Source organism: Curtobacterium sp. PhB115, assembly GCF_003752025.1.
Taxonomy (GTDB): domain Bacteria; phylum Actinomycetota; class Actinomycetes; order Actinomycetales; family Microbacteriaceae; genus Curtobacterium.
Genome location: NZ_RJKR01000008.1, coordinates 37,930 through 62,386, shown reverse-complemented (window position 1 = coordinate 62,386; position 24,457 = coordinate 37,930). Strand labels below are relative to the sequence as shown.

The 24,457-nt window shown below is 69.3% G+C and carries 23 protein-coding genes; 12 read left to right on the top strand and 11 right to left on the bottom strand.

Annotated elements, in window-relative coordinates; translation table 11 throughout:
- Positions 1–4: 4 nt before the first annotated feature.
- The 3 genes from EDF19_RS11825 to EDF19_RS11815 are packed head-to-tail and all read left to right on the top strand — an operon-like array spanning position 5 to position 3,275.
- Positions 5–1,312 (top strand): sugar ABC transporter substrate-binding protein, encoded by a 1,308-nt coding sequence (locus EDF19_RS11825; RefSeq protein ID WP_123681089.1) that lies wholly within the window; start codon positions 5–7, stop codon positions 1,310–1,312.
- A gap of 40 nt (positions 1,313–1,352) precedes the next feature.
- Positions 1,353–2,321 carry a carbohydrate ABC transporter permease gene (locus EDF19_RS11820; RefSeq protein ID WP_123681285.1) on the top strand — a complete coding sequence of 323 codons (969 nt, stop codon included), beginning with the start codon at positions 1,353–1,355 and terminating at the stop codon, positions 2,319–2,321.
- A 3-nt stretch (positions 2,322–2,324) separates the two neighbouring features.
- Positions 2,325–3,275 carry a carbohydrate ABC transporter permease gene (locus EDF19_RS11815; RefSeq protein WP_123681088.1) on the top strand — a complete coding sequence of 317 codons (951 nt, stop codon included), beginning with the start codon at positions 2,325–2,327 and terminating at the stop codon, positions 3,273–3,275.
- A 348-nt stretch (positions 3,276–3,623) separates the two neighbouring features.
- Here the strand turns inward: EDF19_RS11815 and EDF19_RS11810 are convergent, their stop codons facing one another.
- Entirely contained in the window at positions 3,624–4,673 is a 1,050-nt protein-coding gene (locus EDF19_RS11810; RefSeq protein WP_123681087.1) for a substrate-binding domain-containing protein, read from the bottom strand.
- Between the two features lie 183 nt (positions 4,674–4,856).
- Between EDF19_RS11810 and chvE the strand changes: the two genes are divergently transcribed.
- The 3 genes from chvE (at position 4,857) to mmsB (ending at position 8,814) form a co-directional block, all read left to right on the top strand.
- A complete protein-coding gene (gene chvE, locus EDF19_RS11805; RefSeq protein WP_123681086.1) occupies positions 4,857–5,987 on the top strand; it encodes a multiple monosaccharide ABC transporter substrate-binding protein in 1,131 nt (376 codons plus the stop codon).
- A gap of 105 nt (positions 5,988–6,092) precedes the next feature.
- On the top strand, positions 6,093–7,646 hold the full coding sequence (mmsA, locus tag EDF19_RS11800; protein WP_123681085.1) for a multiple monosaccharide ABC transporter ATP-binding protein: 1,554 nt from the start codon (positions 6,093–6,095) through the stop codon (positions 7,644–7,646).
- Complete coding sequence (mmsB, locus tag EDF19_RS11795; protein WP_123681084.1) at positions 7,633–8,814, top strand: multiple monosaccharide ABC transporter permease; 1,182 nt, start codon at positions 7,633–7,635, stop codon at positions 8,812–8,814. Before mmsA ends, mmsB begins: the two co-directional genes overlap by 14 nt.
- A gap of 81 nt (positions 8,815–8,895) precedes the next feature.
- On the opposite strand, the gene EDF19_RS11790 is transcribed toward mmsB, so the two are convergent.
- Positions 8,896–10,236, bottom strand: a complete 1,341-nt coding sequence (locus EDF19_RS11790) for an alpha-amylase family glycosyl hydrolase (protein WP_123681083.1) — start codon at positions 10,234–10,236, stop codon at positions 8,896–8,898.
- 213 nt (positions 10,237–10,449) lie between these two features.
- Here EDF19_RS11790 and EDF19_RS19390 point away from each other — a divergent pair, with 213 nt between their 5' ends.
- Entirely contained in the window at positions 10,450–10,701 is a 252-nt protein-coding gene (locus EDF19_RS19390; protein ID WP_260217128.1) for a DUF3253 domain-containing protein, read from the top strand.
- 11 nt (positions 10,702–10,712) lie between these two features.
- Here EDF19_RS19390 and EDF19_RS11780 read toward each other — a convergent pair whose 3' ends face one another.
- Both EDF19_RS11780 and EDF19_RS11775 read right to left on the bottom strand, forming a co-directional pair.
- Positions 10,713–11,027, bottom strand: a complete 315-nt coding sequence (locus EDF19_RS11780; RefSeq protein WP_148071086.1) for a hypothetical protein — start codon at positions 11,025–11,027, stop codon at positions 10,713–10,715.
- 83 nt (positions 11,028–11,110) lie between these two features.
- Positions 11,111–11,695, bottom strand: a complete 585-nt coding sequence (locus EDF19_RS11775) for a nucleotidyltransferase domain-containing protein (RefSeq protein WP_185022807.1) — start codon at positions 11,693–11,695, stop codon at positions 11,111–11,113.
- 131 nt (positions 11,696–11,826) lie between these two features.
- Between EDF19_RS11775 and EDF19_RS11770 the strand changes: the two genes are divergently transcribed.
- Positions 11,827–12,927, top strand: a complete 1,101-nt coding sequence (locus EDF19_RS11770) for an SDR family oxidoreductase (RefSeq protein ID WP_123681079.1) — start codon at positions 11,827–11,829, stop codon at positions 12,925–12,927.
- Between the two features lie 22 nt (positions 12,928–12,949).
- On the opposite strand, the gene EDF19_RS11765 is transcribed toward EDF19_RS11770, so the two are convergent.
- The gene (locus EDF19_RS11765) at positions 12,950–13,297 is read right to left on the bottom strand and encodes a DoxX family protein (RefSeq protein WP_123681078.1); all 348 of its coding nucleotides are present in this window, start codon (positions 13,295–13,297) and stop codon (positions 12,950–12,952) included.
- A 93-nt stretch (positions 13,298–13,390) separates the two neighbouring features.
- On the opposite strand from EDF19_RS11765, the gene EDF19_RS11760 reads away from it, so the two are divergent.
- Positions 13,391–14,047, top strand: a complete 657-nt coding sequence (locus EDF19_RS11760) for a TetR/AcrR family transcriptional regulator (protein ID WP_123681077.1) — start codon at positions 13,391–13,393, stop codon at positions 14,045–14,047.
- Here the strand turns inward: EDF19_RS11760 and EDF19_RS11755 are convergent.
- Entirely contained in the window at positions 14,035–15,108 is a 1,074-nt protein-coding gene (locus EDF19_RS11755) for a spore photoproduct lyase family protein (RefSeq protein ID WP_123681076.1), read from the bottom strand. The two genes, EDF19_RS11760 and EDF19_RS11755, sit on opposite strands and share 13 nt — an antisense overlap.
- A gap of 45 nt (positions 15,109–15,153) precedes the next feature.
- Between EDF19_RS11755 and EDF19_RS11750 the strand changes: the two genes are divergently transcribed.
- Both EDF19_RS11750 and EDF19_RS11745 read left to right on the top strand, forming a co-directional pair.
- On the top strand, positions 15,154–15,453 hold the full coding sequence (locus EDF19_RS11750) for a biopolymer transporter Tol (RefSeq protein WP_123681075.1): 300 nt from the start codon (positions 15,154–15,156) through the stop codon (positions 15,451–15,453).
- On the top strand, positions 15,450–15,902 hold the full coding sequence (locus EDF19_RS11745) for a hypothetical protein (RefSeq protein ID WP_123681074.1): 453 nt from the start codon (positions 15,450–15,452) through the stop codon (positions 15,900–15,902). Before EDF19_RS11750 ends, EDF19_RS11745 begins: the two co-directional genes overlap by 4 nt.
- Here the strand turns inward: EDF19_RS11745 and EDF19_RS11740 are convergent, their stop codons facing one another.
- From EDF19_RS11740 to EDF19_RS11725, 4 genes are all read right to left on the bottom strand, one after another.
- Positions 15,903–17,753, bottom strand: coding sequence for a beta-galactosidase family protein (locus EDF19_RS11740; RefSeq protein ID WP_123681073.1), 1,851 nt, complete (start codon positions 17,751–17,753; stop codon positions 15,903–15,905).
- Between the two features lie 85 nt (positions 17,754–17,838).
- Complete coding sequence (locus EDF19_RS11735; RefSeq protein ID WP_185022806.1) at positions 17,839–19,173, bottom strand: sugar ABC transporter substrate-binding protein; 1,335 nt, start codon at positions 19,171–19,173, stop codon at positions 17,839–17,841.
- Between the two features lie 44 nt (positions 19,174–19,217).
- Entirely contained in the window at positions 19,218–20,213 is a 996-nt protein-coding gene (locus EDF19_RS11730) for a carbohydrate ABC transporter permease (RefSeq protein ID WP_123681071.1), read from the bottom strand.
- The gene (locus EDF19_RS11725) at positions 20,210–21,145 is read right to left on the bottom strand and encodes a carbohydrate ABC transporter permease (RefSeq protein ID WP_123681070.1); all 936 of its coding nucleotides are present in this window, start codon (positions 21,143–21,145) and stop codon (positions 20,210–20,212) included. Before EDF19_RS11725 ends, EDF19_RS11730 begins: the two co-directional genes overlap by 4 nt.
- A gap of 141 nt (positions 21,146–21,286) precedes the next feature.
- Between EDF19_RS11725 and EDF19_RS11720 the strand changes: the two genes are divergently transcribed.
- Positions 21,287–22,318, top strand: coding sequence for a LacI family DNA-binding transcriptional regulator (locus EDF19_RS11720; protein ID WP_123681069.1), 1,032 nt, complete (start codon positions 21,287–21,289; stop codon positions 22,316–22,318).
- Positions 22,319–22,837: 519 nt separating this feature from the next.
- Here EDF19_RS11720 and EDF19_RS11715 read toward each other — a convergent pair.
- Positions 22,838–24,343 carry an alpha-N-arabinofuranosidase gene (locus tag EDF19_RS11715; protein ID WP_123681068.1) on the bottom strand — a complete coding sequence of 502 codons (1,506 nt, stop codon included), beginning with the start codon at positions 24,341–24,343 and terminating at the stop codon, positions 22,838–22,840.
- Positions 24,344–24,457 lie beyond the last annotated feature (114 nt).

The following is a 24,457-nucleotide window of genomic DNA, read 5'->3' as shown; positions in this document are numbered from 1 at the left end:
CCTGATGGACCGCAGAGCGTTCCTCGTCGGCGGCGTCGCCGGCGGGGCAGCCCTCGCCCTGGCCGGGTGCTCCGGCACCCTGCCCAAGGTCGACGCGAAGGCCGCGAGCTTCGGCCGGAACGCCACCGGCACCGTGCACGTCTGGTGCCGCGCGGCGACGCAGGCCGGGCTGACCTCGGCCGTGGCCGGGTTCAACAAGGCGAACCCGAAGCTGCAGGTCGAGCTCACCCCCGTGCCCGACGGGCAGTACGTGACGAAGCTCGCGACCGCGATCCGCGGTGGTGAGCCGCCGGACGTGGTGGACATCGACGACATCAACTCGCAGCTGTTCATCTTCCGCGAGGCGTTCGCCGACCTGACCGACGTGGTCAAGGGCCTCGACTACTTCGATGCGATCTCACCGGGCCACCTGCGGCTGCTCGAGTACCGGGACCGGTACTACGGGCTGCCGTACCTGGCGGACAACTCGCAGCTGTTCGTGAACACCGAGCTGTTCGACCGGGCGGGCCTCGACGTCGAGGAGTCGACGAAGGACCTGTCCACGCTGCTCGACGCGGCTAAGGCCATCCGGAAGCTCGACGACGACGTCTACGGGTGGTCGATCTCCGGCAACGCCGCGGGCATCATCGGCTTCGTCACCCAGCCGCACGTCTGGGCGACCGGTGTCGACATGATGTCCGGCGAGGTCGGCAAGCAGACGGCGAACATCACCGGCAACGAGGCCCTCGAACGCATGCTCGAGTTCTACCGGCAGCTCTGGAAGGACGGGGCGCTGTCGAAGGCGACGTACTCGGACGCCGGCACCACGTGGGGCGCGGACTTCCGGGCCGGCAAGGTGGGCATCTTCCCGACCTCGTACGGCGCCACCGTGCCCGCGGCCACCAAGGCGATGCGGGCGAAGATGCAGACGGTGCTCATCCCGTCGTGGGACGGCAAGCGGTCGTTCTTCGACGGCGGCGACAACATGTGCATCCCGAACGGGGCGGCGAACCCGTCCGGGGGCTGGGCGTTCATGCAGTACGCGAACGGCCTGCAGCAACAGCAGGCACTCCCCGACGGCGGGTACTTCCCCACCCGGTCGGACGCCGCGACCCCGGAGTACCGGAAGCGGTTCCCGCTGGCGTTCGGTCCGCTCGACGCCATCGACAAGGGCTACGCGCCGCAGACCTTGGCGTACAACCTGCTCAACAACCAGCCGTCGTCGCCGTACTTCGCGATGTTCCGCGAGGCCGTCTTCGGGTCGGGCACCGCCGCCGCCATGAAGACGGCGCAGGCCGACTACACCCGGATCCTCGACCAGGTCCAGGCCTGACCGTCCGTCGCACCACCGACAGCACAGAGAGGTGCACGTCATGTCGACCATCTCCACCCGGCGCACCGCCGGCGGCCGGACCGGCGCCGGCCGGCCGACCGTCGGACGCGGCCCCGGTCGCGGCCCCGCCCGCTCCCGCGACTCGCTCACCCACCCACCCCGCACCGGCGCCGTCCTCGTCGCCCCGGCGATCGCCTTCGTCGCCGTGTTCGTCCTCGTGCCGCTCGTGTTCGCGCTGTACATCTCGTTCACGAACTGGCCCCTGATCGGCCCGTACCGGTTCATCGGCCTGCAGAACTACCTGACGCTGTTCCAGGACCCGACGTTCGTGCACGCGATCGGCTACACGCTCCTGTACACGGCGATCGTCACGGTGCCGATCCTGGCGCTCGGGTACTTCCTCGCGGTGCTCATCCGGGCCCGCCGCCGCGGCAGCACCTTCTTGCGCACGGTGTTCTTCCTGCCGTACGTCGTCGGGCTCACCACGCTGTCGTTCATGCTCGTCCTCGAGGCACAACCGAACTCCGGCGCCGTGAACATGGTGCTGCACTGGCTCGGCATCACCGACGGCAGCACCGCCTGGCTCGTGAACGGGCCGCTCGCGACGCTGCTCATCTGCGTCCTCGTGGTCTGGGCCGTGTCCGGGCTGACCATGGTGCTGCTGATGTCCGCCATGCAGGGCATCCCCGACGAGGTCTACGAGTCCGCGCAGCTCGAGGGCGCGTCCTGGTGGCAGACCGAACGGCTCATCACGCTGCCGATGATCCGCTCCACCATCGCGCTGAGCGTCATCATCTCGGTGATCGGCTCGCTGCTCGCCTTCAACCAGTTCTACATCCTCACCCAGGGCGGGCCGGGCACCGAGACCACCACGATCGTCAACGCGATCTACAACCGCGGGTTCGTGAACCTGCAGCTCGGCGCGGCGACCGCCGAGTCGATCGCCCTCGTCGTCGTCATCGCCGCCGTCACGGTGTTCCAGTTCTGGGCACTGCGAGAGAAGGACTGAGCCATGAGCACCACGACCTCCCGTGCGGCCCTCGCGGCACCGGACCTGTCCACCCGGACCCTGACCACGACCGGTGGGGGCCGCCGCCGGCACCACCAGGGCAGTGTCCGGCACCCGCGCGACACCGCCGTGAAGCGCACGCTGTACGTGATCGCCGGGGTCGGCGCGACGCTCGTGTTCGGCGTCCCGCTCATCTGGTCGATCCTGCGGGCGTTCCAGTCCGAGGCGGTCATCACCCAGGCGGCCGACCCGGCGACCTTCTTCCAGCTCGGCTGGCAGAACTTCGCCGCGGTGTTCAGCTCGTCGTCGCACCTGCTGACCGGTGTCTTCAACTCGCTGATCGTGTCGATCTCGACCGCGATCCTGACCGCGGTGATCGCGACGATGGCCGGGTACGGGTTCGCCCGCTTCCGGTTCCGCGGGTCCGGCATCGTGTTCGGCCTGGTGCTCCTGACGATGATGGTCCCGTTCCAGGCGATCCTGACGCCGCTGTACCTCGAGATGAACGCGATGAAGCTCACCAACTCGCTGCTCGGGCTGGTGCTCTTCTACACGACGGTGAACCTGCCGTTCGGGGTCTTCGTGATGCGGAACGCCTTCGAGTCCATCCCCACCGAGCTCGAGGACTCCGCGTTCGTCGACGGCGCCTCGCGGTTCCGGGTCGTCGTGTCCGTGCTCCGGCCGCTGCTGCTGCCCGGGGCCGCGACCGCCGCGCTGTACGCGTTCCTGGCGTCGTGGACGGAGTTCCTCGGGGCGCTGACCTTCCTGACGAAGGACTCGCTCTACACGCTGCCCGTCGCGCTGCTCAACCTGCAGACCGGGGCGTACGGGCAGGTGTCGTACGGCAACCTCGTCGCCGGGTCGGTGGTGGCGATGATCCCGTGCATCGCGCTGTACGTCGGGTTGCAGCGGTTCTACGTCGCCGGGCTGTCGTCCGGCGCGCTGAAGGGCTGACGGTCGGGTCAGCTCTGCGGCCGCGCCCCCTCGCACCGTGCGAGGGGGCGCGGCTGTGTGCGCGGAGGCGCGGGCTCGCACGGTGCGAGGTTCCGGGCGAGGGCGCTCGCACGGTGCGAACTTCCGGGCGAGGGCACTCGCACGGTGCGAAGTTCCGTGCGAGGGCGCTCGCACGGTGCGAAGTTCCGTGCGAGGGCACTCGCACGGTGCGAGGTTCCGCGCATGGTGCGACCCTCGCGGGGTCGCACACTGCCCGGCACCTCGCACACTGCAGCCACGCCCGCGCCCGCCCCGTGCTCCGCGCCCCGCGCACCCGCGCTCCGCGCCCCGCGCCCCGCCCCCCGCGCCTCAGGCGCTGCGGCGCACCACGAGCTCGGGCGCGAGGAGCGTCTGGTCGAGCGGCTCCCCCTCGACCAGGGCCCGCACGGTCTCGAGCACCCGCTGTCCCATCGCCACGAAGTCCTGCCGCACCGTGGTGAGCGGCGGCGTGAAGTGCGCGGCCTCGGGGACGTCGTCGAACCCCACGACCGCGATGTCGTCCGGCACCCGGAGTCCCTCGTCGGCGAAGGCGTGCAGCGCACCGAGGGCCATCTGGTCGTTCCCCGCGAACACGGCGTCGACGGCCGAGACGTCGATGGACCGCGCCGCCGCGAAGCCGCTCGCCGGGGTCCAGTCACCGTCGAGCACGACCGGTTCGAGCCCGGCCTCCTGCATGAGCCGGATGTAGGTGGCACGGCGCACCTCGGACTCCTGCGAGACGTGCGGTCCGGCGATGTGCACGATCCGCCGGTGTCCCCGGTCGAACAGGTGCTGCATCACGAGCGAGGTCCCGGCGGCCTGGTCGATCGCGACCGCGGCCACCGTCGAGGCAGCCGGTGTCCGGACGGCGTCGCGCTGCACGGCGTTCGACACCACGACGGGCACGGTGACCGGCACGGTGAGCGAGGCGAGGGCGTCGAGCACCCGGTTGTCGGCGGCGACCAGGACGATCGCGGCGACGTCCTGTGCGAGCAGCGTGGTGAGTGCGCCGGACAGGTCGGACGGCGTCGGTTCCTCGGGCAGGGTCGAGAGCAACACGTGGTACCCGGCCGACCGCGCCGCGCGTTCGAAGCCGATCGCGGTGCTCGACGGACCGTACAGCGCGTCGCCCGCGGTGATGATGCCGAGCGCACGGCTTCGGCCCCCGGCGAGCGCCCGAGCGGCGGCGCGTGGGCGGTACCCGAGCTCGACGACGGCGTCGGTGACCTGCGTGCGGAACTGTTCGCGGACCGTCGGATCGTTGTTGATCACCCGCGAGACGGTCTGGTGGGAGACCCCGGCGCGCTCGGCGACGTCGAAGATGGTGGGCGCCTTGCGGCGCTTCCCGCCCTTGCCCCCTGGGGCGGTCGTGGTCGTCACGAGGCCAACCGTACCGCGCAGTCCGGTCGGCGCGGCAAGATCGCGAAACGGTCACGTCGAGTTGACACCCCGTCACGGAACCCACAAGATGTGAGCGCTCACACGAGCATCACCCCGGTGGGGCAGAGTCGTCCCACCACCCGAGCGCGTCGAGGACGACGCGAGAGGAACAGAGGTACTTCGATGATGAAGCGCAGGATCGTCGCGGGGGTCGCGGCCCTCGGCATCGCTCTCTCACTGGCCGCGTGCTCCGCTGGCGGCCGTGCTGCCACGGACGGTGGCGGCAGCAGCACCGACAACAAGGGCGCCCTCGTCGGCGTCGCGATGCCGACCAAGGTGTCGGAACGCTGGATCAAGGACGGCAACGCCGTCAAGAGCGACCTGGAGAAGGCCGGCTACAAGGTCGACCTCGAGTACGGCGACAACAAGGTCCAGCAGCAGGCGCAGCAGGTCAGCAACATGATCACCAAGGGCGCGAAGGTCCTGATCATCGCGTCGATCGACGGTGGCGCGCTGTCCGACCAGCTCGACGCCGCCGCGAAGGCCGGCATCAAGGTGATCTCGTACGACCGCCTGCTGACCGGCAACAAGAACGTCGACTACTACGTGTCGTTCGACAACGAGAAGGTCGGCGTCGACCAGGCGACGAGCCTGCTCACCGGTCTCGGCCTGCTCGACGCCGACGGCAACAAGACCGACAAGAAGGGCCCGTTCACCATCGAGGTGTTCGCCGGTTCGCTCGACGACAACAACGCGAGCTTCTTCTTCAACGGCGCCATGAAGACCCTGAAGCCGTACCTCGACGACGGCACGCTGAAGATCGGCTCCGGCCAGGACCAGCTCTCGCAGGCGGCGACGCAGCAGTGGGACCCGGCGACCGCCAAGGCCCGCATGCAGAACCTCATCGCGAAGTCCTACTCCGGTGGCACCACGCTGGACGGCGTGCTGTCGCCGTACGACGGCATGTCGATCGGCATCATCTCGGCGCTCCAGGGCGCCGGGTACGGCTCCGGTGACCGTCCGCTCCCGACCATCACGGGTCAGGACGCCGAGGCCGCGAGCGTGAAGTCGATCATCGACGACCAGCAGTACTCGACCATCTACAAGGACACGCGGAAGCTCGCGAAGCAGTCCGTGACGATGGCGGAGGACCTGCTCTCCGGCAAGAAGCCCGAGGTCAACGACACCAAGAGCTACGACAACAAGGTCAAGGTCGTCCCGACCTTCCTGTTCCAGCCGACGGTCGTCACGAAGGACAACTACAAGGAAGTCCTCGTCGACTCCGGCTACTACACCGAAGCCGACCTGAAGTAAGTCGCTACCCATCTGTCGGACTGGAGGCGCGGGTCGACCCCGCCCCGCGCCTCCAGTCCGTCTCCTTCCGCGCGCCGACGCGCGGACGACGAAAAGGCGGTCCACATGGCGGACACCATCCTCGAGATGCGTGACATCACCAAGACGTTCCCCGGCGTCAAGGCCCTGCAGGGGGTCTCGATCGAGGTCGAGCGCGGCCAGGTCCACGCGATCTGCGGCGAGAACGGCGCCGGGAAGTCGACCCTCATGAAGGTGCTGTCGGGCGTGTACCCGCACGGCTCCTTCGACGGCGAGATCCTGCTCGACGGCGAGCCCGTGCAGTTCCAGGACATCAACGACTCCGAAGCATCCGGCGTCGTGATCATCCACCAGGAGCTCGCGCTCAGCCCCTTCCTGTCGATCGCGGAGAACATCTTCCTCGGCAACGAGCGGTCGAGGGCCGGCTTCATCGACTGGAACAAGACGAACCTGGCGGCCGCGGAACTCCTGCAGCGCGTCGGGCTGAAGGACAACCCGATCACCAAGATCGTGGACATCGGTGTCGGCAAGCAGCAGCTCGTCGAGATCGCCAAGGCGCTGTCGAAGGAGGTCAAGCTCCTCATCCTCGACGAGCCCACCGCCGCTCTGAACGACGACGACTCGGCGCACCTGCTCGAGCTCATCCGCTCCCTGCAGGCCGAGGGCATGACGGCGATCATCATCAGCCACAAGCTCAACGAGATCAAGGCGATCGCGGACAAGGTCACGATCATCCGCGACGGCAAGACCATCGAGACGCTCGACATGCACGCCGACGACGTGTCCGAGGACCGGATCATCCGCGGGATGGTCGGCCGGGACCTGTCGAACCGGTACCCGGAGCGGGAGCACCCCGTCATCGGCGAGGAACTCCTGCGCATCGAGGACTGGACGGTGCACCACCAGCTCGACGCCTCGCGGGAGATCATCCACCAGGCGAACCTCAACGTCCGCGCCGGCGAGGTCGTCGGCATCGCGGGCCTCATGGGTGCCGGGCGCACCGAACTCGCGATGAGCGTCTTCGGCCACTCGTACGGCACCGGGATCAGCGGCACGGTCTACAAGCGCGGCACCCCGATCAAGACCCACACGGTGTCGCAGGCGATCGACAACGGCATCGCCTACGTCACCGAGGACCGGAAGCGCTACGGCCTCAACCTGATCGACGACATCAAGCGGAACATCTCCGGGTCGGCGCTCGGGAAGCTCGCCAGCTGGGGCTTCGTGAACGCCTCGGAGGAGACGACCGTCGCGACGCAGTTCCTCAAGAGCCTCAACATCAAGGCGCCGAACGTCGACGTCGTGACCGGGAAGCTCTCCGGCGGGAACCAGCAGAAGGTCGTCCTGTCGAAGTGGATGTACGCCGACCCCGACGTGCTGATCCTCGACGAACCCACGCGCGGCATCGACGTCGGCGCGAAGTACGAGATCTACACGATCATCAACAGCCTCGCGGACCAGGGGAAGGCGGTCATCGTGATCTCCTCCGAGCTCCCCGAACTCCTCGGCATCTGCGACCGCATCTACACGCTCTCCGAGGGCACGATCACCGCTGACGTGCCCCGCTCCGAGGCCACACCAGAGGTCCTCATGCAGTACATGACCCAGGAACGGGAGACCCCTGTCAATGAACGCGCTTAAGTCCGCCGCCGGCTACCTCACCGGGCAGCTCCGACAGATCGGCCTGTTCATCGCGCTGATCGTCATCGTCATCTTCTTCCAGGTGACGACCAACGGCATCACGCTCGCCCCGATCAACGTCTCGAACCTGATCGTCCAGAACAGCTACATCCTCATCCTCGCCATCGGCATGGTGATGGTCATCATCGCCGGCCACATCGACCTGTCCGTCGGGTCGGTCGTCGCCTTCACGGGTGCGATGGCGGGCGTGATGATCACGCAGTGGGGCCTGCCGTGGCCGATCGCGGTCGTGCTCTGCCTGGTCGTCGGCGCCCTCGTCGGTGCCTGGCAGGGGTTCTGGATCGCCTACTTCGGCATCCCGGCCTTCATCGTCACGCTGGCGGGCATGCTCGCGTTCCGCGGCGCGGCGCAGATCGTCCTGCACAACCAGCAGATCTCGCCGTTCCCGACCGGGTTCCGTGCGCTCGGCTCCGGCTTCCTGCCGTCCTTCGGCACCACCGGGTACGAGCCGCTCACGATGATCCTCGGCTTCGCGGCGGCCGCGGTCCTGGTGGTCACGGCGTTCCGCGGTCGTGCGACCCGTCGCAAGTACCAGCTCGAGAGCGAACCGTTCGCGTGGTTCATCACGAAGCTCGCGTTCACCGTCGCCCTGGTGATCTACGTGGCGCTGCTGCTCGCCAGCTACAACGGCACCCCGATCGTGCTCGTGGTGCTCGGCGCACTCGTGGTCATCTACTCGGTCGTCATGCGGAGCGCGGTCTTCGGTCGCCACATCTACGCGATCGGCGGCAACGCCCTCGCTGCGCAGCTGTCCGGCGTGAAGACGAAGCGGGTCACCTTCCTGCTCTTCGTCAACATGGGCGTCATCTCGGCGCTGGCCGGTGTGGTGTTCACGGGGCAGCTCAACCTCGCCGCTCCCGGTGCGGGCAACGGCTTCGAGCTCGACGCCATCGCCGCGGTGTTCATCGGTGGCGCAGCCGTCACCGGCGGCATCGGTACGGTCCCCGGCGCGATCGTCGGTGGTCTCATCATCGGTCTGCTCAACAACGGCATGTCGATCCTCGGCGTCGGCACCGAGTACCAGTCGCTCATCAAGGGCCTGGTGCTGCTCGCCGCCGTCGCGTTCGACGTGTTCAACAAGCGCCGGGCGGCGTCCGCGCGCAAGTAGCGCTCGCGCGTTCGCGCGCTTCCGCGTTCGCTTGGTGAGCAGAAATGGTCGGGTCCTCTCTGGGGACCCGACCATTTCTGCTCACGATCGCGAGAGAACGGCCCAACCAGCGGCCGGGAGGCGCACGGTCCCGTCCCCGAGATCCGCGCCGCCCGCCTCCACCTGCGTCGCGTCGGCCGCGGGCACCTCGACGGGATCGGCCGACAGGTTCAGGGCGGTCACCACGGCCGCGTCCGCCGTCGCCGTACGGAGGACGACCTCGGTGTTGGTCAGGTGCACGACGTCGGTGTGGGCGCGGTGCAGCCACGGGTGCCGTCGACGCAGGGCGACGAGGGCCTCGTAGGCGTGGGTGAGCGGGGTCGGAGCCGGTGGCTCTGCCGGGAACCCGGGCCGGACCGCGTCGTCCCCGCCCTCTCGTTCCTCCTTCACGCCGGTCCAGCCGTACTCGTCCCCGGCGTAGACGACCGGCGTCCCTGCGACGGTGAAGAGCACCGCGGCGGCGTGTCCGGCGAACTGCTCCCCCACCGCGCTCGCGATCCGGGTCACGTCGTGGTTGCCGACGAACGTCGTCGGGGCGAAGGTGGCGAGCAGGGCGTCGTGCCGTTCGATCGCGTGTGCCAGTTCGTGGCCGTTGCCGTCCGCGATGCCGTGCCAGATCCCCTGCCACAGCTCGTACTGCGTCAGCGAGTCCATCGTCGATTCGCTGGCGATCGCGGCCGCGTCGCCGTGGATCACCTCGCCGCTGAACCACGCGTCCGGGAACCGCTCCCGCACGCGGGGCAGCACCCTCGCCCAGAACGCCGGCGGTACGGCGTACGCGGCGTCGAGGCGCCAGCCGTCGATGCCCCGCTCCAGCCAGTGCGTCATCGCGTCGACCACGAGGTCCTCGGTCGCCCGGCTGTCGTGGTCCAGCGCCACGAGGATGTCGTGCCCCTCGAACAACCCGACCGGCACCGCTCGTCCCGGCTGCCACCCGGTCCAGTCGATCGAGAACAGGTCCGCGGTCGGAGCGTCCGGCCCCTGGTCTGCCAACGCCCGGAAGGCCGGGTGCTCCCGTCCGACGTGGTTGAAGACGCCGTCGAGCAGCACCCGGACGCCACGGTCGTGCGCGGCCACGACGAGCCGGTCGAAGTCGGCGTCGTCGCCGAGCCGCGGGTCGATGCGGAAGTGGTCGACGGTGTCGTAGCCGTGCGTCGAGCTCGCGAAGACCGGGCCGAGCAGGAGTCCGTTCAGGCCGAGGTCCACCACGTGGTCGAGCCAGCCGGTGATCCGGTCGAGGCGGTGCTCGACGGGTCGGTCGGCGGTGGGCGTCGTCGGGCGGACCTCAGCGCCGACGAACCCGAGCGGGTACACGTGCCACCACATGACGTGCTCGACCCAGGCCGGTTCGGACGGACGTGCAACGGTGGTGTCGGGGTTCACCGCACCGATGCTGCCAGCCGTACCTGGGCTGTGTGCTGGCGGAGCCCCGGGGGCGAGGATGGGGCGATGGGACGGGCGATCAGGACGGAAGCGGACGCGGCGGCGTCAGAGTCGGTGTCGGCGGAACGGACCTGCGCGTCGTGCGGGCGGCGGATGCCGTCGTCAGCGGCCCCGGAGGCGAAGTGGTGCTCCCGTGCGTGCCGTCGCCACGGAGTGGACCGGACGGACCTGGCACTCGAACAGCGCATCGACGAGCTGCTCGCCGCACGGGCACGCACCTCGAGCATCTGCCCGTCCGAGGTGGCCAGGTCGCTCGAACCGGACGACTGGCGCCCACTGATGGAACCCGCCCGTCGAGCGGCCCAGCGCATGACGGCGCGCGGCGAGGTCGAGATCACCCAGCACGGGAGCGTCGTCGATCCCTCGACCGCGAAGGGCCCGATCCGTATCCGCCGACCGCGGTGACCGACACGGCGTCAGATCCGATCGTGCAGCGTGCTGACGAGCCGTTCGAGAGCAGTCACGAGCGTCCGCGTCTTCTCCTGCGTCACCCGTGAAGACGAGTACTGGAAGTGCGTCTTCTCGTCGGTCAGACGTTTGAAGTGCTGTCCTGGCCGGGTGTCGGGCGCGCACGCTTGATCGAGCAGCCGTCGCGCCGCCGCATGGTCCTCACCCAAGTGGTGATGCCCCAAGAGTGCCCCGCAGATGGCGTCGGACGCTGCGATGCCGCCGAGCACGGCGTTCGCGCCGGCAGCCTTCCAGTCCGCGTGACTCGTGGACTCGACGTACATGCGAGCGACCTCGAGGTACGAGACCGCTTCATCACGTCGCATCTCGACCGCGTGTCGATCGACCGCTCGGATCCGACCTGCCATCAGATGAGCGTCCGGATCTCTTCCCCGAACACCGTGCGGGCCTCGTCGCGCCACGAACCGACGAGCGGGTCCCCCTCGGCAACGAAGCGACGAAGGTCTGCCCGGGTGACGTCGAAGACCTGACACTCGTTCCCGGTCCACCGCCGGACGAGATCCCCGAGACGCACGACCGTGTCGGTGTCAACCGCCTCTGCGAAGACGACGAGGAGATCCAGATCGGACGCCTGGGTCGCTGTGCCACGAGCAACGGAGCCGAAGATCGACACCGAGAGCACGCCCGCTCCAGCGGATTCGACGAACGAGGCGATCCGACGCTCGAGCTCGTCGCCGGCGTCGAGGCCGAGTTCGACGGCCGGCCAGAGGAGGTGCTCACGGTTCACGCGGTACGCCGAGTGCTGCAGGCCCCGGTCGACACGAACGAGTCCTGCTTCTTCGAGCTTGTCGAGCGCACGTTTGATGCCGGTGTGCTGCGCAGCGCCGGCAACCCGCGCCACCTGACGCCCGGTCATCCCGGCGTCGGTGCGCGCGAGGACGCGGAGCGCGTCGGCTTGGGTGCTCCCGAGGAGCGTAGCGAGCGGTTTCACGAGTTGCATGGAAGAACCTCCGCGGTGAGTGTACCGATTTTGAGTACACGTGGTGCGGATTCGTGTACACCGCTTCCTCCGCAGGCCGCGGTGAGGGAACACCTGTCGCGAATCTCGGGTTGGGGCGGGAGATGACTGCAACCGGATCGAACGAACCGACCTCCGTCCAGCCCCGTGCCCTCGTGGTGGGAGCCAGCGGCATCACCGGGTCCGCCCTGGTGAGCCACCTGCTCGACCTCGACTGGGAGGTGACCGCACTCTCCCGACGACCGCTCGCCCGCGACGGCGTCCGGACCGTCGCCGCGGACCTCCGCGATCCCGACAGCCTCGGCAGTGCGCTGGCGGACGAGCGTCCGACGCACGTGTTCTTCACCGCCTGGCAGCGACAGGAGACCGAGGCGGAGAACATCCGCGTCAACGGCGGCATGGTCCGCGACCTCCTCGCCGCACTCGCCCACGCACCGGTCGCGCACGTCGCGCTGGTGACCGGCCTGAAGCACTACCTCGGCCCGTTCGAGGCGTACGCCGCCGGCGAGATGCCGGACACGCCCTTCCACGAGGAGGAGCCGCGCCTCGACACCCCGAACTTCTACTACGCGCAAGAGGACGAGCTCTTCGCCGCCGCGGAGCGCCAGGGCTTCACGTGGTCCGTGCACCGCTCGCACACCGTGATCGGGCACGCCGTCGGCAACGCGATGAACATGGGGCTGACGATCGCCGTGCAGGCGACGCTCGCGAAGGAGCTCGGCCTGGACTTCGTGTTCCCGGGCAGCGAGGCGCAGTGGAACGGACTGACGGACATGACCGACGCCGGGATCCTGGCGGAGCACATGGTCTGGGCAGCCACCGCCCCCGAGGGCGCGGACGAGGCCTTCAACATCGTCAACGGCGACGTGTTCCGCTGGCGCTGGATGTGGCCCCGACTGGCCGCGCACCTCGGCGTGGACCCGGCGCGCGTCGTCGGCTACGAGAGCGAGCCCCGGCCGCTCGAACAGCAGATGGCGCCGCACGAGGCCGAGTGGCCCCGCATCGCCGAGCGGTACGACCTGGCCGAGTCCGACCTGACGCGGCTCGCCTCGTGGTGGCACACCGATGCCGACCTGGGCCGGGCGATGGAGGTCGTCACCGACATGGGGAAGAGCCGCGAGGCCGGGTTCACTGCCTTCCGCCGGACCGAACGCGCGTTCGCCGACCTGTTCGCGCGCTACCGGGCCGACCGACTCATCCCCTGAGCCGTCGGCCCGGCACAGCCGGCTACAGCGCGAGCAGGAGCACCACGAGCGTCGCGACCGACAGCACCAGCAGGGCGACGGCACCCTGGACGTCGCGGTCGTGCGCTCGGAGGTGCGCCACGACGGCACCCGCGAAGTAGACGACCGCGCCGATGGCTGCGGCGATGGCGAGCGGCACCCACCAGATGCCGATGACGAGTCCGGCGGCAGCGGCGACCTCCAGCAGACCGAGGACCGTCATCTGCGACGGGGTGACGTGGACGGCCTGCATCGAAGCGATGATCTTCGGGTTGCGGACGAGTTTCATGACGCCCGAGCCGAGCAGGGCCACGGCGAGGACGAGGGACAGGATGACGGCGGCGATGTGCACGGGGGAACTCCAGGTGATGAAACGGACGGTTGTCCCCGTTTCAAACCGGGGACTGCTCTCCGTATTCCCGGCCACGCGATCTAGGCTCGGTGCATGACCCGCCGAGACGTCGCCCGGAACCGTCAGGCACTCGTCGACGCGGCCCGGTCCGCGTTCACCGACCACGGCCTCCAGGCCGCACTGGAACCGATCGCGGTCGCGGCCGGCCTCGGCAACGCGACCCTGTACCGGCACTTCCCGACCCGCGCGGCGCTGTGGGAAGCGGTCCTGGTCGAGCCGATGCACGAGGTCCTCGACCTCGTCGAACACTGCCGCGAGCTGTCCGCCTCGGACCCGTGGGCGGGCTTTGCGACCTTCGTCCGCGAGACCGCAGCGATCGAGGCCCGCCGCACCGGGTTCAGCGAACTCATGACCACCGACTACCGCGACGCTCCGGAACTCCTCCGGCTCCGCATCGCCGTGCAGGAGGGCATCGACGCGCTGTTCGCAGCCGGTCAGCAGGCTGGCCAGATCCGTGCGGACGCCGCACTCGCCGACGTCGCCCTCCTGCAGCTCTCCATCGCGACGACGATCGGCACCTTCGGACGGGTCGCCCCGGACGCCTACCGACGCTGGGTCGACCTGGCCCTCGACGGGTTCCGGGCACCGGGCGTCCCCCGCGAGGGCCTTCCGGGACGCCCGCTCCGTGGCGACCAGGTCCGCCGCGCACTCGCCGAGCGGCAGCCGACGGTGCCCCGTCAGAAGGCGTAGCGGATCCGGCAGGACGGCAGGTGCTCGGCAACGAGTTCGCGGAAGCGCTCGACGAGCTGCCCCTTCATGCCGGACCGGTAGCGGACGTTCACCGCTCCGTTCTCGGACACCTTCTGCTCCTGCAGGTCCGGTCGCCAGAGCAGGTCCTCGGCCTTCGGGTGCCAACCGAGGTTCACCTCGTGCAACGGCTGGTTGTGGGTGAGGAAGATGACCTCGGCCGCGAGCTGCGCCTTGGCCGCCGGCGACAGCACGTCGTCGACCTGGCGGAGCAGTGCAGCCCAGTCAGACTCCCACGTCGGGGTGAGGATGACCGGCGAGAAGTTGAGGTGGACCTCGTACCCGGCGTCGACGAAGTCGTTCACCGCGGCGATCCGCTCGGCGATCGGGCTCGTGCGGATGTCGGTGACCTTCGCGGTCTCGTGCGGCATCAGCGAGAACCGGATGCGGGTGCGACCCATCGGATCCCAGTCGAGCAGCTCGCGGTTGACGTACTTCGTGGCGAACGACGCCTTCGCGGTCGGTGTCATGCGGAACAGATCGCAGAGGTCCCGCACGTTGTCACTGATCACCGCGTCGACGGAGCAGTCGCGGTTCTCGCCGATGTCGTAGACCCATGAGTCGGGGTCGCACTGGTTCGGCTCGGCCTTCGGGCCCTGCTTCGCGATGTTCCGCGCGACGTGCCTCGTGATCTGGTCGATGTTCGCGAACACCGTCACCGGGTTGCTGTAGCCCTTCCGTCGCGGCACGTAGCAGTACGCGCAGGCCATGGCGCAGCCGTTCGCGGTCGACGGTGCGATGAAGTCGGCCGAGCGCCCGTTCGGGCGGGTCACCAGCGACTTCTTGACGCCGAGCACGAGCGCTTCGGTCTTGATCCGGACCCACCGCTGCACGTTGCGCTCGTCGCCGTGGACCTCGGGGATGTTCCAGTGCGATTCGACGGGGACGACCTCGGCGTCCGGCCACCGCCCGATCACCTCTTGTCCGCGCTGCAGCTCGAGAGCGGCGGGTTCGGCGTAGATCCGACGGACCTCGAGCACCGGGCGGACACGTTCGTTGCTCATCACCTCCTGTCTACCGGGCACCACCGACGGTGCAGACTCGTCAGCATGACCGCCGAACCCGACGAGCACTTCTTCGTGGTCGACGGCCGACGGTGGCGCCGGACGGACCCTGCGCTGCCGGAGGACGTCGCCGCGGCACTCCGGTCGCACCTCGGTCGCGGGCGGAATGCCGTCAAGCAGGCGAAGGGCGCGGGCGACGAGGCCGCCCTGGCCGCTGCCCGACACCGGAACGGCCTCGCCAAGCACGGTCTCGGCGAGCGCGGGCCGGAGTGGTGGACGCGTCCCGAGGCCGATCGGATCGCCGATGCCGAGCAGGCCCTGGCCGACCTGGACGCCCTGCCGTGACGACGATCCGTCCGCCGCGCCTGGACCGCATCCTGAACCTCATCGTGTTCGGCCCGGTGATGATCGGGACAGGAGTCGCACTTGCGAGCGTTGCCTTCGTGCCCGGAGCATCGGCGCGGGTGTTCGTCTTCGTCCTCGGTGTCGCCTTCATCGCCGGCGGGACCTGGGCCACGGCCAGGCTCCGACGTGTCGCCGTGCACTTGTCCGACGACACCCTCCGGTACTCCGGCTTCCTCTCGTCCTGGACCGCACCACGTGCGGGCATCACCACGGTGCTCGACGACGCGTACGTCGAGTGGCGCGATGATCACGGAGTCGACCACCGACGGCAGATCTGGCTGCTGACCAGGGCATGGGAGGACGACGGCACGAAGTTCGCCCCGCTCTGGCGCTGGCGACGCGAGGCGCTCCTCGAGGTGCGGGCATGGGCCGGGGCGCACGCGACCTGACTACGCCTCCGTGTGCCCCAGCGACGGCTCGAGCAGCAGGCACGCGGTGCGCGAGGCGGCCGCGTGCAGCTCCAGGACGACGAGCTCGTTCCGACCCTCGCGGAGCACCGGACCCGGGATCGCCAGGGTCTGCTGGGGGCCACGCGACCAGTACCGGCCGAGGCAGAACCCGTTGACCCAGGCGACACCCTTCCGGAACCCGTCGAGCGACAGGTACCGGTCGAGCGACGGCGCGCGATCGTCCACCGCGCCGAGGTCGAGGTCGAACGAACCAGCGGCGAACGTCGGTCCGGCGAGCACGTCGCCGTCCGACGGGTTCACCGAGGCGAGCACCTCGAGCGCCGCCGGAGCGATCGGGTCGAGCGACAGCGGTGCAGCGGTCCAGCGCGCGATCGGGACACCGTCGACGGCCACGCCACCGATCAGGCCCTTCGGCTCGCCGATGCGGGTGCCGTAGTCGACGCGGCCCTGGTCCTCGACCAGGAGCTCGAGCGTGCCGGCGACCGGCGGCAGGGTGATCGCGCGGTCGTGGTGCTCGCGCTCCAGCACCCCCACGACGATCCCGTCCACCGCGACGATCGCACGGTCGCGGACCTCGGTACCGACGGTGAGCACGCCGCCGCTGGGCAGGGCGATCTCGGAGCGGTAGACGACGAAGCCGCTCGCGGCACCGAGGGCGTCGAACGTGGGCGGGGTGTCGTGGGCCGACCACGATGCGAGCGCGGGCAGCAGGGAGCGGAGCGACGCGACGCGGTCGAGACGGACGGCGAGGTCCGCGGCGGGGACGACCCGCGCCTCCAGGCCGCTTGAATAGGCATACTGTTCAAGGCGACCAGAACCACCCGGCTGCATCGACTCAGGCAGCGGCGGGACGGGCGCGTAGCACTCGATGACCGCGCGGAAGGCGTGGAACTTCGCGGTCGGCCGACCGGCCTCGTCGAGCGGGGCGTCGTAGTCGTACGACGTCGCGATCGGGCGGTACACGCCCTTGTCGTTGGCGCCGTTCGTGAAGCCGAAGTTCGTGCCGCCGTGGAACATGTAGATGTTGACCGAGCCGCCGGCAGCGAGCAGATCGTCCAGGTCCGACGCCGAGGCAGCCGCCGGCGTGGTGTGGTGGTGCTCGCCCCAGCTGTCGAACCAGCCGTCCCAGAACTCCGAGCACATCAGGGGCCCGGTCGGCTGCGCCTGTCGGAGCCGTTCCAGGCGCGAAGCGGAGCGGGAGCCGAACGACCCGGTCTTGTGGAGCGATGGCAGCGAACCGTCCTCGAGCATGGTGCCCATCGGCTGGTCGACGCTCGTGAACGGCACGGTGAGGCCGATCGCGCGGTGCATCTCCTCGAGCTTCGACAGGTAGACGGGATCGGAGCCGTAGGCGCCGTACTCGTTCTCGACCTGCACCAGGACGATGGGTCCGCCGTGGTCGATCTGCCGCGGGACCAGCACCGGCGCCAACGCCTGCAAGTACGAGGAAACTGCTGCGAGGAACCCGGGCTCGTCGCGCCGGACGCCCACGGAGCCGTCGGCGAAGAGCCAGTAGGGCAGGCCGCCGTTGGTCCACTCGGCGCAGATGTAGGGGCCGGGGCGGACGATGGCGTGCATGCCCTCTGCGGCGATGAGGTCGAGGAACCGGCCGAGGTCGAGGCCGCCTTCGAAGCTGAACGAACCGGGCGACGGGGCGTGAGCGTTCCAGGCGACGTAGGTCTCGATGGTGTTGAGCCCCATCAGCTTCGCCTTGCGGATCCGGTCGGCCCAGAGGTCGGGGTGCACGCGGAAGTAGTGGATCGCGCCGGACAGGATCCGGTGCGGCTCGCCGTCGAGCAGGAAGTCGGTGTCGCCGATGGCGAAGCGCATGGGTTGACTCTTTCATGGCCGGCCGGAGCCGGGCGTGGGACGGGGCCGTGCGGTGGGATCCGCACGGCCCCGCGGGGTTGCACTGCTACTTGGTCGAGACCGTGAAGCCCTGGTCCTTGCCGTACTTCACGAGGGCCTTCTGCCAGGCCTCGAGGCCGGCGTCGAGCGACGTGCCGTTCTCGTACGCCTGACCGACGGTGTCGGCGTAGACGCTGTTCGCGTACACCTGGTACGGCAGGTAGGTGAAGTCGTTGTCCGAGGACTTCGACGCGTCGACGAGCACCTTGTTGATCTGCTGGCCACCGAAGTAGGACGGCTCCTCGTTGAGGAACGACGACGAGTCGAGGTCAGCGGTCGTCGAGGGGAAGCCACCCGACTTCATGAAGACGCCGGTCGACTCCTTCGACGAGTTCAGCCACTTCAGGAAGCCCGCGGCGAGGGCCGGGTTCTTCGACTGCTTCATGACGACCTCGGCGCTGCCGCCGTTGTTGGCGGTCTGCGCGGTGCCACCGTCGTAGGTCGGCATCGGGGCGACACGCCAGTCACCGGACGCGTCCGCGACGCTGGCCTCGAGGTTGCCGGGCATCCAGGCGCCGGTGATCAGCGTGGCGATCTGGCCGTTGCCGAGCTGCTTGTACCAGTCGTCGCTCCAGCCGACCGTCTTGGACAGCAGGCCCTGCTCGACGAGCTCGTTCCAGGTGCTCGTCCACTTCTTGGTGCCGGCGTCCTGCAGGTTGACGGTGACCTTGTCGCCGTCGGTGGTGAACGGGGTGCCACCGGCCTGGGCGATCATGCTCGTGGTGAAGCCGGCGTCGCCGGAGTCCGCCGCGATGTAGGCGTCGGGGTCGGCTGCGTGCAGCTTCTTCGCGGCGGCGACGTACTCGTCCCACGTCTTCGGCACGGCGATGTCGTGCTCGTCGAAGACCTTCTTGTTGTAGAACAGCGCCATGGGGCCGGAGTCCTGGGGCAGGCCGTAGACCTTGCCGTCGAGCGACACCGAGCTCCAGGTGCTGGCGGCGAACTTGTCCTCGAGGTCACCGAAGCCGTACGACGTCAGGTCGAGGAGCGAGTCGGACAGGGCGAACTGCGGCAGCGCGTAGTACTCGACCTGGGCGACGTCGGGGGCGCCCGAGCCGGCCTTCACGGTGTTCTGCAGCTTGGTGTACTGGTCGGCGCCGGTGCCGGCGTTGACGAGCTTGACCTTCACCTTGGGGTACTGCTTCTCGAACGCGGCGACCTGGGCCTTCGCGGACGGGGTCCAGGACCAGTAGGTCAGGGTGCCACCGTCCTTCAGGGCCTTGGTGATGTCGTCGGACGAGCCACCGGAGGACGAGCCGCCGGACGCGCAGGCGGCGAGGGCGATCGCGGCGGTGACGCCGATGGCGAGGGCGCTGAGCCCGCGCCGGAGACGCTTGTTCATGGGAGTGCCTTTCACTTCTTCGTGGAGGGGGTGGGGCTGCTGTGTCAGGCCTTGACGGACCCGGCTGCGAGGCCGGACTGCCAGAAGCGCTGGAGGAAGAGGAACGCGACCACGATCGGGATGATCGTGAGGAGCGATCCCGTGACGACAAGGTTGTAGATCGGCTGCGCACCGGAGCCGGTGGCCTGCGCGTTCCACTGGTTCAGGCCGACCGTCAGCGGGTACCACTTCGGGTCGCTCAGCATGATGAGCGGCAGGAAGTAGTTGTTCCAGGTGGCGACGACGGCGAAGAGCAGGACGGTGACGACACCGGGTGCGAGCAGGCGGAGCGCGATCGTGAAGAAGATCCGGAACTCCCCCGCGCCGTCCATACGGGCGGCCTCGAGGAGCTCGGCGGGGATCGCGTCGACCGCGTAGGTCCAGATCAGGTACATGCCGAACGGGCTGATGAGCGAGGGCAGGATGATCGCCCACGGGGTGTTCGTCAGGCCGACCTGCGAGAAGAGCAGGAACGTCGGGACCGCCAGCGCCGTGCCGGGGACCGCGATGGCGCCGAGGACGATCGCGAAGACCGCACGCCGTCCGGGGAACTGGAACTTCGCCATGCCGTAGCCGGCGATCGTGGCGAGCAGCGTCGCACCACCGGCACCGACGACCACGTAGAGCAGCGTGTTGCCGAGCCACTGCACGAAGATGCCGTCGTTGTACGTCAGCGTGTCGACGATGTTCTGCCAGAGGTTGAACTTCCCGCCGAACCAGAGGCCGAAGGTGGACAACAGCGACGACTGCGTCTTCGTGCTGTTCACGAGCAGGTAGAACAGCGGCGCGAACGAGTACACGACGAAGACGACCATGACCGCGGTCAGCAGGCCGGAACGCTTCGGCTTGCGTCCGTCGACGTGCTGCTCGGCCTTCCGCTCGGCCTTCCTGGAGGCGCGGGTCGACCGGGTGCGCGGGTCGCGCTGCGTCGTGGTCGCCTCCGTGACCGTGGCCGGGACCGGCGCTGCGGCCGGGTTTCCGGGGTGCTGGATGGTGCTCATCGGTTCTCCTCGCGGGTGCCGCGGACCTGGACGACGTAGGCGATCACCGCGGTGATCACGCCCATCACGATCGCGACGGTGGCGGAGTAGTTGAACTGCTGGCCACTGAAGGACAACGAGTACGCGTACATGTTCGGGGTGAAGGCGCTGCCGATGACGTTCGGGGCGAGGGTCTTCAGCAGGTTCGGCTCGTTGAAGAGCTGGAAGCTGCCGATGATCGAGAAGATCGTGGCGATGACCATCGGGCCGCGGAGCGCCGGGAGCTTGATCGAGAAGACCGTGCGCAGGGGGCCGGCGCCGTCGAGCTCGGCGGCTTCGTACAGGTCGCCGGGGACGGTGCGGAGGGCGGCGTAGAAGATCAGCATGTTGTAGCCGAGGAACTCCCACGTGACCACGTTGCCGATGGAGGTCAGTACCCAGCTCGGGCTGAACGGCTGCAGCAGGTCGATGCCGAGCGCGTCGTTCGCGGCACCCGTCAAGCCGAACTGGTTGCCGTAGATGAAGCCCCAGATGAGCGCCGCGACGACCCCGGGGACCGCGTAGGGCAGGAACACCGCGATGCGGAAGAAGCTCGTGCCCCAGAGTCGGGCGCTGTCGAGGGCGAGGGCGGCCACGAGTGCGAGCCCGAGCATGATGGGCACCTGGACGACCAGGAAGATCGCGACCCGGCCGAAGCCGGACCAGAACTTGGCGTCCTGGAAGAGCTGGACGTAGTTGGCGAACCACACGAACTGGTTGCCGCCGATGAGCTGGTCGCGGAACAGGCTGAGCCAGAGGGCGTAGCCGATCGGCACGATGAGCATCGCGATCAGGACGACGACGAACGGCCCGACGAAGAGCCATCCGGTGTACCGGCCGCGCGGCCTGGCGCGGCGCCGCGGTGGCACGGCCGGCGCGGTGGCTCCGGCTGCGCGCGCTTCCAGCGTGCTCATGTGACTCCCTTGTCGTGCGGTGTTCGGGTCCGTCGATGTTGACGTCAACATCGAACGCCGCGACGATAGCATGGCAACGTCAACATGCGCTAGCGTCCGGGGAGGCAGACTGCGCGAACACGCAACGGAAGGGGCGCGACGATGACGACCGAGTCCCCTGCCGGCACCCGCCGCTCCCCCTCGATGGCTGCCGTCGCCGACGCCGCCGGGGTCTCCATGCAGACCGTCTCCCGGGTCGCTCGGGGCTTCGACAACGTCAGCCCGGAGACCCGCGACCGGGTGCAGCGTGCGATGTCCTCGTTGGGCTACCGGCCGAACCGGGCGGCACGGGCTCTGCGGTCCGGGCGGTTCCGCACCATCGGCGTGATCATGTTCACGCTCGCGTCCTTCGGCAACATGCGCACGCTCGAGGCGATCGCCGACGCCGCGGGCACCGCCGACTTCACGATCACCCTGCTGCCGATGGCGTCCCGCACCGAAGAAGGTGTGCGCTCCGCGTTCTCACGGTTGCACGAGCAGGCCGTCGACGGCGTCGTGATCATCATCGAGTCGCACATCATCGACACGGCCGAGGTCGTGCTCCCCGACGGCGTCCCGATGGTCATCATCGACTCCACCGGCAGCACCGACCACCCGGCCATCGACACCGACCAGGCCGACGGTGCACGCCAGGCCACGCAGCACCTGCTCGACCTCGGGCACGAGACGGTGTGGCACGTGGCTGGCCCGACCTCGTCGTACTCCGCCGCCCGTCGTCTCGCGGCGTGGCAGGACACCCTCGAGCGCGCCGGTCGCGTCGTCCCGCCGGTCTTCCACGGCGGCTGGAGCACCGACTCCGGGTACCGCGCAGGCCTGGTCATCGCCGAGCGCCTGGACATCACCGCCGTGTTCGCCGCCAACGACCAGACGGCACTCGGGGTGCTCCGCGCCGCGCACGAGCTCGGTCGCCCGGTGCCGTCGTCGCTCAGCGTGGTGGGGTTCGACGACTCCCCGGAGTCCGACTCGTTCTGGCCGCCGCTCACCACCGTGCACCAGTCCTTCGACGAGGTCGGGCGCCGAGCCGTCGCGAACCTGCTCGCCCAGATCGACGGCGAGTCCGTGTCCGCCGCCCCCGACCTGGTGCCGGTGCGCCTGGTCGAGCGCGCGAGCACGGCGCCGCCGCCCGCGCGGTAGCCGCGGGCGGTGCGGTGCGGCTTTTCGCGCCCACCGACACCTCACGCGCGCGGCGCCCCGTGAACTGTCGCCCAGCCCGTGAACTCACCCACCCGCCGGACGGGAGGCACGGCCCCAGCCCGCCACGCGCCTCCCGGCCGACAGCCAGCCACCTTTCGCGCCCACCGACACCTCACGCGCGCGCAGCCCCGTGAACTGTCGCCCAGCCCGTGAACTCGCCCACCCGCCGGACGGGAGGCACGGCGCCAGCCCGCCCCCGCGCCTCCCGGCCGACAGCCAGCCACCTTTCGGGCCCACCGACACCTCACGCGCGCGGCGCCCCGTGAACTGTCGCCCAGCCCGTGAACTCGCCACCCGCCGCGCACACGCACACGCGCACGCGCGCGCCGCGCGCGCCGCGCACGCGCGCACGCGCGCGCCGCGCACGCGCGCGCCGCGCACGCGCAGAGGGTGCCGAGCGCAAGCGCCCGGCACCCTCTGTGCTCACTCGACGCCCGCCGTGGCGTGCGCCGAGGCGTCTCAGCCGATCGACACGGCGGTCCAGGAGACCGGCGGCAGCTCGATCGTGATGGTGTCGCCGTCGCGGCTGACCGTCTCGTTCGTGCGGAGCCCGACGCGCTCGGTGGACGAAAGGTCGTTCACGGCGTGGATGTCGTCGTCCCAGATGCCCTCGGCACGGACGTCACCCGAGGCCGCCAGGCCCGCGAGGTCGATCGTGACGGTGGTCGACTCGGACGGGTGGCGGTTGATGAGGAACACCGCTGCCGTGCCGTCCTCGGTCACCGTGGCGGCGGAGTCCACGACCGGGACCTCGCCGTACTTGCCACCGTCGACGGTGTCACCAGAGGCCTTGACCTGCAGCGACGTGCCGTTCGCCAGGCGCGAGGTCACCGAGAACGGGAAGAACGTCGTCTGGCGCCACGCCGGGCCGCCGGGCTCGGTCATGATCGGGCCGATGACGTTGACGAGCTGCGCGAGCGAGGCCGACGCGACCCGGTCCGCGTGGCGGAGCAGCGAGATGAGCAGCCCACCCACGACGACGGCGTCGGCGACGGTGTAGACGTCCTCGAGCAGTCGCGGGGCGACCGGCCAGTCCTGGAGGGTGAACTCCTTGGCCTGCTCGTGCCACTTCGTCAGCGACCAGACGTTCCACTCGTCGAACGAGATGTCGATGCGCTTGTCGGACTTCTTCTGCGCCTGCACGTGGTCGGCGGCGGTGGTGACCGTCTTGATGAAGTGGTCCATGTTGACGCCGGCGGCGAGGAACGACGGCAGGTCGCCGTCCTCTTCGTAGTAGGCGTGCGCGGAGATGTAGTCGACGTCGTCGTAGGTGTGCTCGAGGACGGTGCGCTCCCACTCGCCGAACGTCGGCATCGACGCGCCGGAGGAACCGCAGGCGACGAGCTCGAGGTCGGGCTGGATCTGCCGCATGGCCTTCGCGGTCATGGCGGCGAGCTTGCCGTAGTCCTCGGCGTTCTTGTGGCCGAGCTGCCACGGGCCGTCCATCTCGTTGCCGAGGCACCACATCTTGATGGCGAAGGGCTCCTGGCGACCGTTGGACTTGCGGTACTCGGACAGTGCGGTGCCGGCGTCGATGTTCGCGTACTCGAGGAGCTCGATCGCCTCGGCGGTGCCGCGGGTACCGAGGTTCACGGCGAGCATGAGCTCCGAGCCGACCTTGTCGAGCCAGTGCTGGAACTCGTGCAGCCCGACCTCGTTCGTCTCGGTGGAGTGCCACGCGAGGTCGAGGCGACGCGGGCGCTGCTCGACGGGGCCGACGCCGTCCTCCCACTTGTAACCGGAGACGAAGTTGCCGCCGGGGTAGCGGATGGCGGAGACGCCGAGCTCCTTGACGAGTTCGACGACGTCTTCGCGGAAACCGTGTTCGTCGGCGGTCTCGTGCGTGGGCTCGTGGATGCCGTCGTAGACGTGACGGCCGAGGTGCTCGACGAACCCGCCGAACAGGCGACGTCGCACCGGCCCCACGGTGAACGCGGCGTCGAGGACGAGGTGTGTGCGGGGCATGGATCTCCTTCGATCGGTGCGAGAGCGGGTCGTGCGGTGAGCGGGTCGTGCGGCGCGTCGGCCCGTCACAAAAGTGAGCGCTCACCCGAGAGAAACGCTACCGGGTTTCGCAGA